At 57.9% G+C, this 17,198-nt stretch carries 17 protein-coding genes; 8 read left to right on the forward strand and 9 right to left on the reverse strand.

What is annotated here, in order from left to right; all coding sequences use genetic code 11:
* Positions 1 to 11 precede the first annotated feature (11 nt).
* From FIL88_RS09945 to FIL88_RS09955, 3 genes are all read right to left on the reverse strand, one after another.
* Positions 12 to 1,049, reverse strand: a complete 1,038-nt coding sequence (locus FIL88_RS09945) for a rod shape-determining protein (RefSeq protein ID WP_142853700.1) — start codon at positions 1,047 to 1,049, stop codon at positions 12 to 14.
* A 248-nt stretch (positions 1,050 to 1,297) separates the two neighbouring features.
* Positions 1,298 to 2,836 (reverse strand): 2-isopropylmalate synthase, encoded by a 1,539-nt coding sequence (locus FIL88_RS09950; protein WP_142853701.1) that lies wholly within the window; start codon positions 2,834 to 2,836, stop codon positions 1,298 to 1,300.
* 263 nt (positions 2,837 to 3,099) lie between these two features.
* Positions 3,100 to 4,626, reverse strand: coding sequence for an MORN repeat-containing protein (locus FIL88_RS09955; protein WP_246066678.1), 1,527 nt, complete (start codon positions 4,624 to 4,626; stop codon positions 3,100 to 3,102).
* A 181-nt stretch (positions 4,627 to 4,807) separates the two neighbouring features.
* Here FIL88_RS09955 and FIL88_RS09960 point away from each other — a divergent pair, with 181 nt between their 5' ends.
* Positions 4,808 to 6,469 (forward strand): NAD+ synthase, encoded by a 1,662-nt coding sequence (locus tag FIL88_RS09960; RefSeq protein ID WP_142853702.1) that lies wholly within the window; start codon positions 4,808 to 4,810, stop codon positions 6,467 to 6,469.
* Positions 6,470 to 6,486: 17 nt separating this feature from the next.
* Here FIL88_RS09960 and FIL88_RS09965 read toward each other — a convergent pair whose 3' ends face one another.
* Positions 6,487 to 7,320: a glycosyltransferase family protein gene (locus FIL88_RS09965; protein WP_142853703.1), complete on the reverse strand. Its 834-nt coding sequence runs from the start codon at positions 7,318 to 7,320 to the stop codon at positions 6,487 to 6,489.
* Positions 7,321 to 7,469: 149 nt separating this feature from the next.
* Here FIL88_RS09965 and FIL88_RS09970 point away from each other — a divergent pair, with 149 nt between their 5' ends.
* Positions 7,470 to 7,898, forward strand: a complete 429-nt coding sequence (locus FIL88_RS09970; RefSeq protein WP_142853704.1) for a DUF1801 domain-containing protein — start codon at positions 7,470 to 7,472, stop codon at positions 7,896 to 7,898.
* A gap of 7 nt (positions 7,899 to 7,905) precedes the next feature.
* On the opposite strand, the gene FIL88_RS09975 is transcribed toward FIL88_RS09970, so the two are convergent.
* A complete protein-coding gene (locus FIL88_RS09975) occupies positions 7,906 to 8,304 on the reverse strand; it encodes a metallopeptidase family protein (RefSeq protein WP_142853705.1) in 399 nt (132 codons plus the stop codon).
* 60 nt (positions 8,305 to 8,364) lie between these two features.
* On the opposite strand from FIL88_RS09975, the gene gltX reads away from it, so the two are divergent.
* The 3 genes from gltX to FIL88_RS09990 all read left to right on the forward strand — a co-directional run bounded on the left by gltX (position 8,365) and on the right by FIL88_RS09990 (position 12,055).
* The gene (gene gltX, locus FIL88_RS09980; RefSeq protein ID WP_142853706.1) at positions 8,365 to 9,690 is read left to right on the forward strand and encodes a glutamate--tRNA ligase; all 1,326 of its coding nucleotides are present in this window, start codon (positions 8,365 to 8,367) and stop codon (positions 9,688 to 9,690) included.
* A 171-nt stretch (positions 9,691 to 9,861) separates the two neighbouring features.
* Positions 9,862 to 10,512, forward strand: a complete 651-nt coding sequence (locus tag FIL88_RS09985; RefSeq protein WP_142853707.1) for a hypothetical protein — start codon at positions 9,862 to 9,864, stop codon at positions 10,510 to 10,512.
* A 142-nt stretch (positions 10,513 to 10,654) separates the two neighbouring features.
* The gene (locus FIL88_RS09990) at positions 10,655 to 12,055 is read left to right on the forward strand and encodes an MATE family efflux transporter (protein ID WP_142853708.1); all 1,401 of its coding nucleotides are present in this window, start codon (positions 10,655 to 10,657) and stop codon (positions 12,053 to 12,055) included.
* On the opposite strand, the gene FIL88_RS09995 is transcribed toward FIL88_RS09990, so the two are convergent.
* The gene (locus FIL88_RS09995; protein WP_142853709.1) at positions 12,026 to 12,604 is read right to left on the reverse strand and encodes a gamma-glutamylcyclotransferase family protein; all 579 of its coding nucleotides are present in this window, start codon (positions 12,602 to 12,604) and stop codon (positions 12,026 to 12,028) included. The two genes, FIL88_RS09990 and FIL88_RS09995, sit on opposite strands and share 30 nt — an antisense overlap.
* Positions 12,605 to 12,702: 98 nt before the next feature.
* Between FIL88_RS09995 and gcvH the strand changes: the two genes are divergently transcribed.
* Positions 12,703 to 13,062: a glycine cleavage system protein GcvH gene (gcvH, locus tag FIL88_RS10000; protein WP_142853710.1), complete on the forward strand. Its 360-nt coding sequence runs from the start codon at positions 12,703 to 12,705 to the stop codon at positions 13,060 to 13,062.
* Between the two features lie 57 nt (positions 13,063 to 13,119).
* On the opposite strand, the gene FIL88_RS10005 is transcribed toward gcvH, so the two are convergent.
* From FIL88_RS10005 to ctlX, 3 genes are read right to left on the reverse strand one after another with little or no spacing between them, the layout of a single operon-like run.
* Positions 13,120 to 14,169 (reverse strand): ornithine cyclodeaminase, encoded by a 1,050-nt coding sequence (locus tag FIL88_RS10005; protein ID WP_142853711.1) that lies wholly within the window; start codon positions 14,167 to 14,169, stop codon positions 13,120 to 13,122.
* Positions 14,170 to 14,179: 10 nt separating this feature from the next.
* Positions 14,180 to 15,109 carry an arginase gene (gene rocF, locus FIL88_RS10010; protein ID WP_142853712.1) on the reverse strand — a complete coding sequence of 310 codons (930 nt, stop codon included), beginning with the start codon at positions 15,107 to 15,109 and terminating at the stop codon, positions 14,180 to 14,182.
* Positions 15,106 to 16,050, reverse strand: coding sequence for a citrulline utilization hydrolase CtlX (gene ctlX / locus FIL88_RS10015; protein ID WP_185960906.1), 945 nt, complete (start codon positions 16,048 to 16,050; stop codon positions 15,106 to 15,108). The genes rocF and ctlX overlap by 4 nt, the downstream gene beginning before the upstream one ends.
* 128 nt (positions 16,051 to 16,178) lie before the next feature.
* On the opposite strand from ctlX, the gene FIL88_RS10020 reads away from it, so the two are divergent.
* Entirely contained in the window at positions 16,179 to 16,604 is a 426-nt protein-coding gene (locus tag FIL88_RS10020; protein ID WP_142853713.1) for an Lrp/AsnC family transcriptional regulator, read from the forward strand.
* Positions 16,605 to 16,664: 60 nt separating this feature from the next.
* Positions 16,665 to 17,105 (forward strand): thioredoxin TrxC, encoded by a 441-nt coding sequence (gene trxC / locus FIL88_RS10025; protein WP_142853714.1) that lies wholly within the window; start codon positions 16,665 to 16,667, stop codon positions 17,103 to 17,105.
* Positions 17,106 to 17,198: the final 93 nt, after the last annotated feature.

A 17,198-nucleotide genomic window follows, 5' to 3' on the forward strand; every position in this document is an offset into this window, starting at 1 on the left:
GGCAGACCCGATCAGCTGTCGTAGTCGATGACGTGGCGCAGCTGTTTTTCAAACTCAAGCGCTTTGCCAGTACCCAGCGCAACGCAGTTCAGGCTTTCATCCGCGACCGAGATCGACAAGCCGGTCTGTTCGCGTAAGGCAAGATCCAGCTCACCCAGCAACGCACCGCCACCGGTCAGCATCACGCCGCGGTCAACAATGTCAGCGGCCAGATCGGGCGGCGTGGCTTCCAAAGCAGTCATCACAGCTTCGCAAATCTGCTGCACCGGCTCGGCCAACGCTTCGGCGACCTGCGCCTGGCTGATTTCAGTTTCTTTCGGAACACCGTTCAGCAGATCGCGACCACGGATCTGGATTGAGGTGCCACGCCCATCATCGGGCATCCGCGCGGTACCAATGGTGGTCTTGATACGTTCGGCGGTGGTTTCGCCGACCAAAAGGTTCTGCTGGCGACGCAGATAGTTAATGATCGCATCATCCATACGGTCACCACCCACACGCACCGAACGCGCATACACAATGTCACCCAGCGACAGAACCGCCACCTCGGTCGTTCCGCCGCCAATGTCCACAACCATGTTCCCGGTCGGATCGGTGATCGGCATGCCTGCTCCGATGGCAGCTGCAATCGGCTCGGCCACCAGACCGGCACGACGGGCGCCTGCCGACATCACCGACTGGCGAATGGCGCGCTTTTCAACCGGAGTCGCCCCATGCGGGACACAAACGATAATCTTTGGCTTCGAGAAGGTCGTGCGGCGGTGTACTTTGCGGATGAAATTCTTAATCATCTCTTCCGCGCTATCGAAATCTGCGATGACACCGTCGCGCATCGGGCGGATCGCCTCGATCGAGCCCGGCGTACGGCCAAGCATCAGCTTAGCGTCTTCACCCACGGCCAAGACTTTCTTCACACCGTCCTTGACATGATAAGCGACCACCGAGGGTTCGTTCAGAATGACGCCTTTGCCCTTCACATAGACCAGCGTATTCGCGGTCCCAAGGTCAATCGCCATATCCGACGAAAACAAACTCGAAAGCCCTGCCATTTGGATGCCTATCCCGTTCATATGTACGTATTCGCCCGCGACTCTACCCGAATGCAGACCCATGGATGTATAAGCGTCGAAGCGCTGTGGTGAAAGCCCTAATAAAGACACGCAAGCGGCTTATCGCCAAGAACGAAGGAAATTCGTACAATTGGCGAACGGCTCCCCATAGATGAAGCACCGGGCTTTCACTTCTCGAACAAAATGCTCATGCGGGCAATTTTCATCGCCCGCATGGGGATTTCTGATCAAACGCCCTCGGGCTTGGTTTTATCGCGGCGCGTGATCAGGTTGTTCAGGGCGTTCACATAAGCCCGAACCGATGCCAGAATCGTATCCGTGTGCGAAGATTGGCCCGTTACGATCTTGCCGCTCTCTTCCATCCGCACAGACACAGTGGCCTGCGCATCCGTCCCTTCGGTTACGGCATGCACCTGATACAGCTGCAACTTGGCTTCATGCGGGAAGATCATTTTCACACAGTTGAACGCTGCGTCCACCGGACCATCCCCATCCGAAGTCACTTTGTGTTCGACCCCGTTTACGGTCATGGTCAGGTCAGCAGTGTTCTTTTCTTCACCGCCCGCAACCACACGCAGGGATTTCACCTGCAACTGGTCGTTGGCATCGTCGGTGCCGTCGGTCATCAGGGCGACCAGATCGTCGTCGAACACCTCTTTCTTCGTGTCGGCCAGATCCTTGAAGCGCACAAAGACGTCTTTCAATTGGTTGTCGCCCACCTCAAAACCCAGATCATTCAGCTTGGCCTTCAACGCCGCGCGGCCCGAGTGCTTGCCCAAGGGCAAGGACGTCCCGGCCAGACCGATATCCTCGGGACGCATGATCTCGAAGTTTTCGGGGTTCTTCAGCATGCCGTCTTGGTGAATGCCGCTTTCATGCGCGAAAGCGTTCTTGCCGACGATGGCCTTGTTATATTGCACCGCAAAGCCCGACACCTGCGCCACGCGACGCGAGATGTTCATGATCTTCGTGGTGTCGATCTGTGTCTGGAAGGGCATGATGTCGTTGCGCACTTTCAAGGCCATCACGACTTCTTCCAGCGCGGTGTTGCCGGCCCGTTCGCCCAGACCATTGATGGTGCATTCGATCTGGCGCGCGCCAGCCTCGACAGCGGCCAAGGCGTTGGCGGTCGCCATCCCCAAGTCGTTGTGACAATGGGTGGCAAACACGATTTCATCCGCGCCCGGCACACGTTCCAGCAACATACGGATCAGGTCAGCACTTTCACGCGGGGCGGTATAGCCCACGGTGTCGGGGATGTTGATCGTCGTGGCACCTGCTTTGATGGCAATCTCGATCACGCGGCACAAATAGTCATGCTCGGTCCGGGTTGCATCCATTGGCGACCACTGCACGTCATCCACCAGATTGCGCGCGTGGCTGACGGTTTCGTGGATCAGGTCGGCCATTTCATCCTGCGTCAGGTTGGGAATGGCGCGGTGCAGAGGAGAGGTGCCGATAAACGTGTGAATGCGCGGCTTGGCTGCTTTGCGCACGGCCTCGGCACAGCGGTCGATATCTTTGAAGTTCGCGCGGCTCAGGCCGCAGATCACCGAATTTTTGGAGTTTTCCGAGATCTCGGAAACAGCCGCGAAATCGCCTTCAGACGCAATCGGAAAGCCAGCTTCGATAATATCGACGCCCATTTCGTCCAGCATTTCAGCGATTTCCAGCTTCTCATCATGCGTCATGGTCGCGCCGGGACTTTGTTCGCCGTCACGCAAAGTTGTGTCGAAAATCAACACGTGATCCGAAGGATTGGTCATGGTCTTGGTCTCTTTAAATAGAAGTTCTTAGCCTTGGTGGCCCATAAGGTTCGGGCCGGTTCGTGGCGCGGTCGGCGTGTCCCCTGAGCGGTCGCGCCTAAACGGCACGCTCAGAGGCGGCTAAGTAGTAGCAGAAGGCCCACAGCAGGGCGGAACGTGATATGTTTCTGCGTATTCATGGCCGCGACTATACGGAGGTTTGATCCAAGTTAAAGCCCTTTTTTCGCGAACTCGCACGAATGGGCATACGGGATCGCGGGCAATCACTCGCCCGCTGCCGTCTCTTCGGCGGGGTCCTCTGTTGCGGCGGTGTTGGTCCCAGCCGTCGACGCGGCCCCCGCTGCAGCGGCGGCCGCAGCCGCAGCTGCGCTGTCCAACGCCGGGGGGGGCGCGGCCGTGACGGCGTCGGCAAGCAAGCCATTCACCCAAGCGCCTTCGTCCCGGCTTCCGTCCGCGCGGATCACAACACCCTGGCCGTTGCGCTTGCCGTCCTTGAACGCACCTTCATAGCGGTCACCACCTGGATAGGTGGCAACGCCCTGCCCATCAAACAGACCCGCACGCCAGTCGCCTTCATATCGAAATCCATCCTGCGTCACGAACACGCCGCGCCCGTCGCGCTTGCCGTCCACAAATGAGCCCTCATATGTCGAGCCATCCGCCAATGTTGAAACGCCTTGCCCATGGAATTGGCCGGCTTTCCATCCGCCAGAGTAATTCGCTCCATCCAGGGTCACCAAGGCGCCCTCTCCGTCAAAGAGCGCATCTTTGAATGTCCCTTCATAACGGGAGCCATCGGTAAGTAGGGCTACGCCCTTGCCTTCGATCACACCACGGGCCCACGCGCCCTCAAAACTGCTACCGTCAGGATAGGTGATCATGCCCTTACCATCGGCCAACCCAGAACGAAACTGACCTTTATAAATCGAACCGTCGGGATAAGTGACTGTGCCCTGACCTTCGATCACGCCAGCCACCCAGTTGCCTTCATAGCGATAACCATCCGTACCAGTAAAAACACCATGCCCGTGCCGCTGATCGGCATCAAAGCCGCCTTCGTAGCGATCTCCGTTCGCATAATTGACGGCCCCCGCACCCTGACGGGAACCGGCTTGGAACGCGCCGGAATAAACGTCTCCATTTGCTTGAGCCAGCGTGCCTGCACCATCCATCTGGCCCTGCGCCCAACTGCCCTCATAGATCATGCCGTCAGGCTGGGTCAGCTTACCCTCACCGTCGCGCTCACCTCCGCGCATTTCGCCTTCATAGACAGATCCGTCAGCATAAGTCGAGCGTCCCCTGCCCTCTTTCACACCAGCAACCCAGTCACCTTCGTAGACATAGCCCGAAGGGCTTTGCAGGCGGCCTTGTCCGTGATGCATCGCGTTGCGAAAGCCGCCCTCGTATTGAATGCCATTGGCGTAGATCGCCTGCCCCGACCCGTTGATCTTGCCATCCACCCAGTCGCCTTCGAAACTTGCACCGTCTGCAAAGGTAATCTTGCCGAACCCTTCGGGTTTGCCCTTCACAAAGCTGCCCTCATAAACCGAACCATTGGGAAAACGCGCGATACCTTGGCCCAAGATTTCGCCGTCGATAAACTCGCCTGTGTATTGATAGCCCGAGGGCAGGGTCAGCTCGCCCATCCCGTGCTGCAACCCGCCCTTGAACGTCCCCTCATAGACCGAACCGTCTTCGTATTGCCTGGTCTCAACCTGAGCCACAGCAGCTGCTGGCATCAAAAGCGCGAGGGTCAGCATTCTGCGAAGACCGATCAGGGGACGTTGCATCTGAAACCTCGTGCAATTTCTGTGGTTTGTTCTTGGACGGCCGAAGCACGTTTGCGCACAGACTATGCCGTCCCCCAAGCCGAGACAACGCTTTTCCCGCGCCACCTCTTTAACCTGCGGCCAAACCTGCTACATCTGTCGCGAAGGATCCCCGGCCCGTTGTCGGGAAAAGGACTGCGCGATGAGTGATACTTTCCGCCTGACACTGGCACAACTGAACCCGACCGTGGGTGCGATTGCAGCGAACTGCGACAAGGCGCGTGCGGCATGGCATCAAGCCAAAGAGGCTAGCAGCGAGATGTTGGCCCTGCCCGAGGCGTTTGTGACCGGTTATCAGACACAGGACCTGGTCATGCGCCCACAGTTCTTCCGTGACGCGATGAGCGCGGTCGAGACGCTGGCAAAGGATTGTGCGGATGGGCCAGAAATCGGCATCGGCGCGCCCTATCACGATGGCGAAAATCTGTATAACGCCTATTACATCCTGAAGGGCGGCAAGATCGCGACGCGCATTCTGAAACAGCGCCTGCCCAATTTCACCGTTTTCGACGAAGAACGCCAATTCGCTTCGGCCGACCCGCAAGGCCCGTATGCGCTGGGTCCAATCCGCATTGGCACCCCGATCTGCGAGGATGCCTGGTATGCCGAAGACGTCTGCGAAACGCTGGCCGAAAGCGGGGCCGAGTTCCTGCTGATCCCCAATGGCTCGCCCTATTACCGCAACAAGTTTGACGTGCGACTGAACCACATGGTGGGTCGCGTAGTCGAAACCGGCTTGCCGCTGATCTATCTGAACATGGTTGGCGGGCAGGATGATCAAGTCTTTGACGGCGCGTCCTTCGCGCTGAACCCGGGCGGCGAGCTGGCATTCTGCATGGCCGATTTCGACGAAGAGATCCGCCATGTTGATCTGATCCACACGGATGACGGCTGGCGCATCCAACCGGGACACATCACGCCTTCGATCGATGAGTGGGAGCTGGACTATCGCGCCATGGTCGAAAGCCTGCGCGATTATATGGGAAAAACCGGGTTCAAGCAGGTGCTGCTGGGCCTGTCCGGCGGGATCGACAGCGCCATTGTGGCGACCATCGCGGCAGACGCGCTGGGACCAGAGAACGTGCGCTGCGTGATGCTGCCCTCGGAATACACCTCACAAGCCTCGCTGGATGACGCCAAGGACATCGCGACCCGTCTTGGCTGCACCTATGACTTTGTTCCGATCAAAGAGGGCCGCGACGCGATCACCAATACGCTTGCCCCTTTCTTCGAAGGCACCCAGCCTGACGTGACCGAAGAAAACATCCAGTCCCGCCTGCGCGGGCTGCTTTTGATGGCGCTGTCCAACAAGACCGGCGCGATGCTTTTGACCACCGGCAACAAATCCGAGGTCGCCGTGGGTTATGCCACGATCTATGGTGACATGTCGGGCGGCTATAACCCGATCAAGGACCTGTATAAGACACGCGTGTTCGAACAATGCCGCTGGCGCAACGCCAATCACCGCGATTGGATGAAAGGCCCGGAAGGCGAGGTCATCCCGGTCTCGATCATCGACAAGCCGCCCTCAGCCGAACTTCGCCCGGACCAAAAGGACGAGGACAGCCTGCCGCCATATGACGTGCTGGATGCAATCCTTGAAGGGCTGATTGATGTCGAAAAATCCGTGGCTGAATTGGTTGCGGAAGGGTTTGACAAGGCAACGGTCAAAAAGATCGAGCACCTTGTTTTCATCAGCGAATACAAACGCTTCCAGTCCGCACCCGGCACCCGCCTAACCATGCGCAGCTTCTGGCTGGACCGCCGTTATCCCATTGTGAACCGCTGGCGGGACGACAGCTAGGACGTCCCTGCATGCACTTACAAAATGTCGGCGAACTCGTCTGGAAGCTTCACGATCGAGTTCTTTCGTATGCTACCCGGCTTATTCCACGCATGAATCGGACGCAGGACTGACATTTTTCGGCGCGCGCGTGTGAATGCGGCGTTGCCGTCTTCGGCTGGCTCTTTGCGAATCTGCTGAAATACTTTTTCGCGCCGCTCTTGATGCGCGCTCCAACCTTGGGACACACGATCGTCGCCCATCCCAATAACCTTTGCGATTTTAGCATCGATCATTCCGGTGTGGATCATGAAAAGATTCGGATCGATACGGAAGTTCCTGCCCTTAATCCGGTGCATTCCACTGCCCCAATTGAGGGGTTTAAACGTGATACTTGGCTTCGTATACCGCGACGCAAGTTGCGCATATTTGCGTTGCGCCAACCAGTTGCTTTTCGGATCAATCTCGCCTTCATTATCAAGATGTTGAATCACATCCAGACCAAGCGCCGACAAGCTTTCGACCCCATCCACAGCACTCAGATACTCGGCCAGCGACACATTCGCCCGTGGATCCACCACTATGAATTCGTCAATATCTGTAGCAATTACCGCGTCATACCCTTGCATGAATAAAGTCCGCGCCTGTGCTGAAAGATAAGCAGCGCGGCGTTTTTCGCCAGGCACACGTGGCATCGGGCGATGAGGGATCGCAGTGAAATTCACATCCGTATCACGGGGGTGCGATTCATCAGCACCATCCAGGGTCACAAACAGGTTTTGCTCACCGAACTGTTGGCCATAATAGTCAATCCATTTTGGCAGAAAGATCCCACCATTCCGAACCGTCGCAATTACCGCGATGTGTTTCATGTCAAACCAGCCCCCAAGGCGATTTAGGTCGCTTGCGTTTTCAGATAATTCCACTTCGCCTGCAACCCTAGACTTCAAAATACGCTAGGGATGGTGTCTTCGAAGTCATAAACTGGACCATTTCGGCAGATTTGAGCTAGAATTCCCCTATGTCAGGAAACAAAACCCAACCAAATGACGCCGATGTCTCGCGCTTCATATGTGGCGTAGAACCCGCCGCGAAACGCTACGACGCTGAAAAACTCGACCAGCTTTTTCGCGACATCACCGGGTATCAGCCCGTGATGTGGGGACCGTCCATCATCGGCTATGGGCAGTATCATTACACCTATGACAGCGGGCGCAAGGGTGACTTTCTGGCCACAGGATTCTCACCCCGCAAGGCGCGCCACTCGATCTATATTATGCCGGGATATGCAGATTACGGCGACGTCCTATCGCGTCTGGGCAAACACAAAATGGGCAAGTCCTGCCTTTACGTGAATAAGCTGTCCGATGTTGATTTGGACGTTTTGGCCGAACTGATCCGCACGGGACTGTCGGACCTGAACAAGAAATGGCCCGTCCAACCGACCTGATTGGCGACTATTGCCACCAGTGATCAATGGCCGAGACGTCCGCTGTCGACCAACCGAAATGATGTGCAAACTCGCGCACAACAATATGGGTCACGAACTCGGACAGCGTGACGTCACCGCGCACAGAGTATTCATCCAAGATGGGCCGCCTAAACAGCCAGATCGCATCCGTTCCCATCTGCTGATCACTGGCGGTTTTTTGGGCCAAAGGCACACCAACATACGCACCCGTCAGCCCATAACTATCCGCGACATCCAGATCGGCCAGCACGCGCGCATCCGGGATCTCGGCCACGTGGATTGAAACCCGAAGGGCCGCCTCGGCAAATTGGTCAGGCAGATGGGCACGGGCCTCAAGCGCCAAGTGCTCGATCTGCGCCAAACTGGGGGCAGAAAATGTCACCATAGGGAATATTATGGACAATTATCCGCCAATATGAAAGAGGGACCGGCAAGGAGATCAACCATGACCACCACCCGTTTCGCCCCCTCGCCCACCGGCTATATCCACGTGGGCAACCTGCGCACCGCGCTGTTCAACTATCTGATCGCTGCCAAATCGGGTGGCCAATTCATCCTGCGCTTGGATGACACAGACCCTGAACGCTCGAAGCAGGAATATGCAGACGCGATCATGGAAGATCTGGAATGGTTGGGCCTAACTTGGGACCGCGTCGAGAAGCAATCGGACCGTCTGGGCCGGTACGAGGCCGCCGCGCAAGAGCTGCGCGACATGGGCCGGTTCTATGAGTGTTTCGAGACCCCGACCGAGCTGGACCTGAAGCGTAAGAAACAACTGAACATGGGCAAGCCGCCGGTCTACGACCGCTCGGCGCTGGCCCTGTCGGAGGATGAAAAGGCCAAGCTGCGCGAAGAGCGCGGTCAGGGCCACTGGCGTTTCATGTTGGATCACGAGCGGATCAACTGGACCGACGGCATTCTGGGCGACATCTCAATCGACGCGGCATCTGTGTCGGACCCGGTGTTGATCCGCGGTGACGGGCAGTTTTTGTACACGCTGGCCTCGGTCTGTGATGACATCGACTTCGGCATCACCAACGTGGTGCGCGGGTCCGATCACGTGACCAACACTGCAACGCAAATCCAGATCATTCAGGCACTTGGCGGAGCCCTGCCAAGCTTCGCGCACCACTCGCTTTTGACCGGACCACAGGGTGAAGCCCTGTCCAAACGTCTTGGCACGCTGGCCATCCGCGATCTGCGCGAGCAAGGCGTGCAGCCGATGGCACTGCTCAGCCTTCTGGCCCGTCTGGGATCGTCACAACCTGTCGAGCTGCGCAGCTCTCTGGAAGAAATCATCGAGGGTTTCGACCTGTCGACCTTCGGCGCGGCCCCGACCAAGTTTGACGTGCAAGACCTGTTCCCACTGACCGCCCGCCACTTGGCTTCTCTGCCGGTTGAGGCCGTGGCCGATAAGCTGGATGCGATTGGTGTTCCCGCTGATATGGCCGAGGCCTTCTGGTCCGTCGCCCGCGAGAACATCACCACGCTGGGTGATCTGGAGGGCTGGTGGGTCCTGTGCCGCGACGGCGCCGAGCCACTGATCGACGAAGAAGATCACGAGTTCATCGCGCAGGCCATGATGTTGCTTCCCGACGGCCCCTATGATGGCGATAGCTGGTCGAACTGGACCAAGGACGTGAAAGAAGCCACAGGCCGCAAAGGCAAAGGCCTGTTCATGCCGCTGCGCAAAGCCGTCACCGGCATGGAACGCGGCCCGGACATGTCATCCCTGATGCCGCTGTTGCAAGTGGTGCGTGCCAAAGGCTGATCGCACAATCGAACCCAAAGAATTCGCCGCGCCTTGTGTGCGGCGTTTCTTTTTTGCGGATCAATGTTAATCCTTTTAAGATTCACCTTGATTGCGCTAACAAATCTCGCTTAGGATGTGTCCAGAACAAAGCCGACACCCATTGATCACCTCTTAGAAGAAGAAAACGCGATGAATCAGACTGCGTCAAACTTGCCCCGCCTTGGCAGCATCGCTGCCTTCATTTGCGCCGCGACCTACATCTATGGCTTCGCAGTTTTCCTTGCCGTGCTCGAACCTGCCGGGTTCTCTGCACCCGAAACGAATGCCGAGCAGTTGATCGCGATTCTAACCCAAAATGCCGCGCTGATTTCGTCGTGGTACCTTATTATCTACGTCCTGAACGCCATCGCGCTGACCGTGCTTGTCGTCGCGCTTTACGCCACAAGCCATGCAACTCAGCCTGACTTGGCCAAGCTGTCCGGCGCGTTTGGATTGATCTGGTGCGTTCTGATCCTTGGGGCGGGCATGATGGCGAATGTTGGGCTAAGCACCACGCTTGGCATAGAAGACCCGGTTGAAGCCGCGCGCATGTGGCGCGTCGTCACGACCGTCGAGAACGGGATTGGCGGCGGCAATGAAATCGCCGGGGGCGTTTGGATCATCGTGACCAGTCTGGCAGCGCGCGCTTTTATCTCGCCTGCTCTTCGCTGGACCGGAATTGTTATCGGCGCTTGCGGTTTGATGACCATGATCCCACTGCTCGAACCCGCTGGCATGGTCTTTGGCCTTGGTTTCATCGCATGGTTTGTCTGGATGGGATTTGCCTTGCGCCGTATCTAAAGCGTTCTTAGGCACGTATACGCGCCGCTGCTGGTACGGCTAAGAAGGTGCACAGCCGCACAATTCCTGTGCGCTCTTCTCTCTGGTACCCATCGTCTATCTGCGTCATGCTGGCCGACAGCAAACAGGTAAGGTGACGATCATGGCTGAAGCACAGGCGAAATTTCTGGAAGGCAGCCTGCTGAGGCACATCACCGTGATGTCTCTGACATCCTCGGTCGGGCTGATGGCCATTTTTTTGGTCGATCTGGTCGACATGATTTTCATCTCGATGCTGGGTCGGGACGAGCTGGCCGCAGCGGTTGGCTATGCGGGCGCGCTCTTGTTCTTCACCTCATCCTTCGGGATTGGCATGTCCATCGCAGCGGGCGCATTGGTGGCGCGGGCCTTGGGTGAAGGAGAACCACATACAGCGCGTCGTCGGGCCGCAACTGCGCTGTTCTATGGCATGATCATCGGGGCGGTCTTCGCGGCCGCAGTCTGGTATTACACCCCCAACCTCGTGGCTCTTCTGGGCGCATCTGGGGACACGCTGGAACTTGCAACATCCTATCTGCGGATCATTCTGCCAAGCCTGCCCATCTTGATTGCAGGTATGGTCGGTGGCGCAATCCTGCGTGCGCATGGCGACGCAAGGCGCGCCATGATGGCCACCATCGGCGCAGGCGTTGTGAATGCGATCCTAGATCCCATCCTGATTTTTGGCCTTAACCTGGATCTGACAGGGGCCGCACTGGCGTCTGTGGCCGCACGCCTGACGATGGCAGCAATGTCGATTTATCCGATTTTCAAGTTCTACGGCGGGCTGGATCGCCCCACACAGGCCGAGTTCCGTGTGGATTTTCCCGCCATCGCCACCATCGCCCTGCCTGCCATCTTGACCCAGTTCGCCACACCTGTGGGACAAGCTTACGTCACCAGATCCATGGCCGAGTTCGGGGAAGATGCCGTGGCAGGGATGGCGATCATCGGGCGTCTGGTTCCCGTTGCTTTCGGGACCATCTTTGCGCTGTCCGGGGCAATCGGCCCGATCGTTGGGCAAAACTACGGCGCGGGAAAAATGGATCGGGTGCGTGGGTCGATCCGCGACGGGCTGCTGTTTGTCTTGGTGGTCACGCTGGTCGTCACGGCGATCCTCTATTTGGCGCGTGGCCCGATTGCGGATCTTTTCAACGCAGAAGGCCTAAGCCGAGAGCTGGTCTTCTTGTTTTGCGGTCCGCTGGCGCTGGCATGGTACTTCAACGGCGTGATTTTCGTCACCAACGCGAGCTTTAACAACCTTGGACACCCTTTCTATTCGACGTGGGTAAACTGGGGTCGCCAGACCCTTGGCACCATCCCATTGGTGATGATCGGTGCGGCCTATTGGGGTGCACCCGGCGTGTTGATCGGGCAAGCCATTGGCGGCGTGGCCTTCGCGGGGATTGCGATGATCCTGTCAGCCCGTGTCCTGCGCAAAGCCGAGGCCGGTCTATACTCCGGCACCGCGCATCCGTACCAGCGACAGACCCGCCTAATCTCGCTGTTTCACAACCGCCGATAAGCGCGACAGGCCCGCGTCCACCAAGGCAGTTTCCTCGGCGCTTAACACCTGCGCGCGCGGATAAACCGGGTCCGTCCGGTCGTTCAGGATGGGCGCATGCCATCCCTCGGTCGTTTCGAAGAAATGGGTAACGCCATCCAGACCAAATTCGCGAAAATAGCCCTGCACCACCACATCCAGATAGGACAGCAATACCGGATTATCATCGGTCGGCGCGTGGTGTTCGCCGGGTGCAATGGCATAGATCGCCACGTCCAGATCCCCGCCATCATGGCGTATCTCTGATCCCAACGGCACCCGTGCATAGGCCCGTTCGCGTTCGTCCAATGCCGTCCAATCCGCGTTTGGAACCGACGCGATCAACCCCTCGATATACTCGGCACTGTCCGGCACCGCCGTCAGATAGCACAGCGCCCGATGCGGCGACCTGCGCCACGCCCGATGCCAACCCGTCACCTTGGCGGCACGCGCATTCGAATAGCCATGCGTCTGCCGGTTCACCAACGAACCATAGCCAAAGAAATGCGGGTCAGCGGAAACGTCTTTCATTCCGACACCATGGCACCCGCATGCCACGGAATACAAGCACTTGCCGCCCCGGCAGCGCGGCGATACGTTTAGACCAAATTCCCTGAGGAGGCCCCCAAATGAAATTCACCGAAGAACATGAATGGCTGCGCGAAGAAGACGGTCTGTACGTTGTTGGCATCACCGCCCACGCGGCCGAGCAGCTGGGCGATGTTGTCTTTGTCGAACTGCCCGAGGCGGGTGACACTGTCTCTAAGGATGACGAGGTTGTGGTGATCGAAAGCGTCAAAGCCGCATCCGACATTCTGGCCCCGCTGGACGGCGAAATCGTCGAAGTGAACGAAGCCATCGTGGACGAGCCCGGCAAGGTGAACGATGATCCAGAAAACGACGCGTGGTTCTTCAAGATCAAAGCCTCGGACACCAGCCCGCTGGACGACTACATGGATGAAGCGGCCTATAAGGACTTCATCAGCTAAATCCGGCAGCTAGACGGAAAAAGGCGCGAACCAGATCGGTCCGCGCCTTTTTTCATGTCAGCTTTTCGAGCGTTCCAGCATTCCAAACAGATCGCGAGGATCATCAGGGTCTGCCAGCATATCAAGGCGGGTGAAAAACGCCGTTCCTTCGATCGCTTTCGAGATATAGCGCAGGGCCGAGAAATCCTCGATCGCGAAGCCCACGCTATCAAACAGCGTGATTTGCTTGTCACTGGTGCGTCCTTTGACCTGCCCCGTGATAACCTGCCACATCTCGGTGACGGGATGGCCCGCATCCAGCTGCTGAATCTCGCCCTCGACCCATGTCTGTTCCGGGTACTCCACGAAAATGTCCGAGCGCAAAAGGATATCGCGGTGCAGTTCCGTCTTGCCGGGGCAGTCGCCGCCAATCGCGTTGATATGCACCCCCTCGCCGACCATGTTGTCGGTCAGGATCATGGCGTTTTGCTTGTCTGCGGTGCAGGTCGTGATGATCTGCGCGCCCTCCATGCTTTCCTCGCCGCTTTTGCAGGGCACGACATTCAGGCCCAGCCCCGCCAGATTCCGCGCGCATTTCTCGGTCGCAGCAGGGTCGATGTCATACAGCCGGACCGTGTCGATGCCGCAGATCGCCTTGAAGGCCAGACACTGGAATTCCGACTGCGCCCCATTGCCGATCATCGCCATCGTGGTTGCGCCCTTGGGGGCCAGATGCTTGGCCACCATTGCGCTGGTCGCTGCCGTGCGCAATGCGGTCAGCACTGTCATCTCGGTCAACAGTTTCGGATAACCCGTATCCACATCCGCCAGCAGCCCGAACGCCGTCACGGTCTGCAACCCTTCCTTAGTATTCTTGGGGTGTCCGTTGACATATTTAAACCCATACATCTCGCCGTCCGAGGTCGGCATCAGCTCGATCACACCCACATCCGAGTGGCTGGCCACGCGCGGCGTCTTGTCAAACAGCTCCCACCGTTTGAAGTCATTTTCGATCTCGGTCGCGATGTCACGCAGAACCGTTTCGATCCCGATATGATGAACAAGGCCCATCATGTGCTCGACAGACACGAAAGGAACATAGGCAAGTTCGGAAGGAAGAGGCGGCATTGGGCGCTCCTTAATAGCTGGTTGTGAAACGGTCGAGCACCCGGCGGCCAAACAGGCTTGCCGTCAGATCGACCATCAGGCGCGCGGTGCGGCCACGTTCGTCAAGAAAGGGGTTCAGCTCGACCAGATCGAGCGAGGTGACAAGGCCGCTGTCATGGAGCATCTCCATGATCAGATGCGCCTCGCGGAAGGTGGCGCCGCCGGGGACGGTGGTGCCGACGGCGGGCGCGATTTCTGGCTCGATGAAATCAACATCCAGACTGACGTGAAGCAGCCCGTTTGCCTGCGAGACCTCGTCAAGGAATGGACGTAAGATCCGCGCCACGCCATGTTCGTCAATCGCGCGCATATCATGGGCTTGTACGCCCGAGCTTTGCAAAAGCTCGCGCTCTTCGCGGTCGACGGATCGCAGCCCCATCATGCACAGTTTCTGCGGATCCAGTACGGCAGGCAGCGGCTTACCCAGAAGATCAGGGAATCCGTCCAGCCCACAGGCAAACGCCATGGGCATCCCGTGGATATTCCCGCTGGGCGAGCTGGCAGGCGTGTTAAAATCGGAATGCGCGTCCAGCCACAGTACATATTGCGGACGCCCCATCTGGGCCGCTGCGGCCACATGTCCCGTTACCGTACCAAGGGCCAGCGCATGATCGCCACCCAGATAGATCGGCAGCGTATCCGCCCCCGCCAACGCAAAGGCATGATCATGCAGGCTTCTGGTCCAGCCGGCGACCTCGGGCAGGAATTTCAGGTGGTTATGCTCGGTCTCGATCGGGCCGGTGTCCACCCGTTGCGCATCACCTAAATCGGTGACGTTGTGCCCCAGCGCGGCCAGCTCTTCTGCCAGCCCTGCGGTGCGATAGGCGTCTGGCCCCATGATACATCCGCGTCGCCCGGCGCCTTCCTCAAGCGGGACGCCAAGAAGGTGAATATTGGTCATGCGGTGGCTCCTTCAGGTCTGGGGCTAAGATGAATACCGGCAATGGTGCAGCGCACGGATCCCCCAGCCATTTCAAGGGTGGGGATATCCAAGGGCAGGATTTTCAGGCTGGCTTCGATCCGCCAGCGTTGCTCGGGCTCAAGGGCTGCCAGCGCACGCGAGGACATGGCCAAGATACGGCCATCCTTGCCCTGCAACTCAATCGCATTGCCCGCAAATTCCGCGATCTGCTTTTGCGTCAAAGCAATCACGTCGCGACCGCCCCGCGCCAACCGCTCGTGCACCACGTCGCGCCGGGCGGGATCAAGGATTGTGTCCAAGCCAATCAGTGCAACCTCGGTGCCAATGCACATCAAAACGTTGGTGTGATAGATCGGCAGGCCATCCCCGTCATAGGCGTCAAACACCATAGGTTCATAGTTGAAATGCGTGCAGAACCGTTCCAACAGAACTTCGCTGGTGCGCTTGGACCGCGCGGCATAGGCGACGCGTTCCACGTGATCCAGCACCATTGCGCCAGTACCTTCCAGAAACAACTCGTCCTGTTCCAGCCCGGAATAGTCGATGATATCTTGCACCCGGAAGCGCGTCTTGAGCATCTCAAGCACGTCCTGCCGCCGCTCGATCCGTCGGTTTTGCGAATACATTGGATAGACAGCAACATGTCCGCCGGGATGGGTCGAAAACCAGTTGTTGGGGAAGACCGCATCGGGGCGATCATCGCGCGGGTCTTCAAACAGGTTCACCTCGATCCCTTCTTGACGCAGGGCTTCGACCATACTGGTCACTTCATCATAGCCACGTTTGACAAGATCCTTTGACGCGACATCACTCGGCGCGGTCTGAAACCCATTATCCTGCGCCGTTTCCGCATTGGGCTGGAAATGGTGCGGGCGGATCATGATGACGGCACTTGGGGCCTGAAGCGATGTCTGAGGCATTATGGTCTCTGTTCGCGGAAGAGGTTGTGAACAGTCTAGCAACCGATAATTTTTCAGAGATATGTCACTAATGTTCTTTTGAAGCGTATATTTTTGACAATTTGCTATTACCAACTTAACAATTTGTTATGCATATCTTTGATGACCTCGACCGTGACCTGATCTCGATCCTACGTGAAGACGGGCGTGCCCCGATCTCAAAACTTGCAACCATCCTTGGCGTATCCCGCGCAACGGTTCAGTCACGTCTGGATCGACTGCTCGACAGCGGCGCGGTGCTGGGCTTCACCATCCGCGCGCGTCAGGATCATGGGCCAGATGGGGTGCATGCGATTATGATGATCGAGGTTTCAGGTCGATCCACAACCGCCGTGATCAAGCGCCTGCGTGGGCTGCCCGAACTTCGGTCTCTGCATTCAACCAATGGAAAGTGGGATCTGGTGGCGCAATTGACCGCTGACAGCCTGACCGACTTCGACCGCGTCCTGCGCGACGTCCGTGTGGTCGAAGGGATCACCAACAGTGAAACCAGCATCTTGCTGAGCACCGTGTGACCTTGACCTGCCCGTCTGCAATAATCATATGCGTATAGCGGAATATGAATGGAGCCCAAGATGTCCAACGCTTTGAAAATGACCTGTCTGGAATGTGGCGCGGTGAATCGCGTGCCGAAAGACAAACTGTCGGCAGGGCCAAAATGCGGAACCTGCGGGGCCAAACTGAATGACGGCAAGGTCAGGCAGCTGGATCCAGCGACACTGGTCAAGGCTCAGCGCAATGACGATACGCCGCTTTTGGTGGACTTTTGGGCACCGTGGTGCGGGCCGTGCCGGATGATGGCGCCCGCGTTCGAGCAGGCTGCGCGGGCGGTCGCGCCTCATGCCCGGTTTGCCAAGATCAACACGGAAGACCACCCAAATGCCTCGCGCAAGTTTGGCATTCGCGGAATCCCCGCGCTGATCTTATTCCAGAACGGCAAGGAAATCGCCCGCCAAGCTGGCGCTGTCCCCGCCCCAGCGATCGAGCAGTTCGTACGCAATAAGGCACGATTCTGACCAGCGCCATCGCGGACATCACTCTACTGGATTTGTGCGGTTGGGAGCTATAAAGCTGCCGCAGCACTTATCAGAGTATTTCTGTCAGCTACC

Origin of the sequence: Aliiroseovarius halocynthiae (genome assembly GCF_007004645.1) — a bacterium.
In the GTDB taxonomy this organism is placed as follows: Bacteria; Pseudomonadota; Alphaproteobacteria; order Rhodobacterales; family Rhodobacteraceae; genus Aliiroseovarius; species Aliiroseovarius halocynthiae.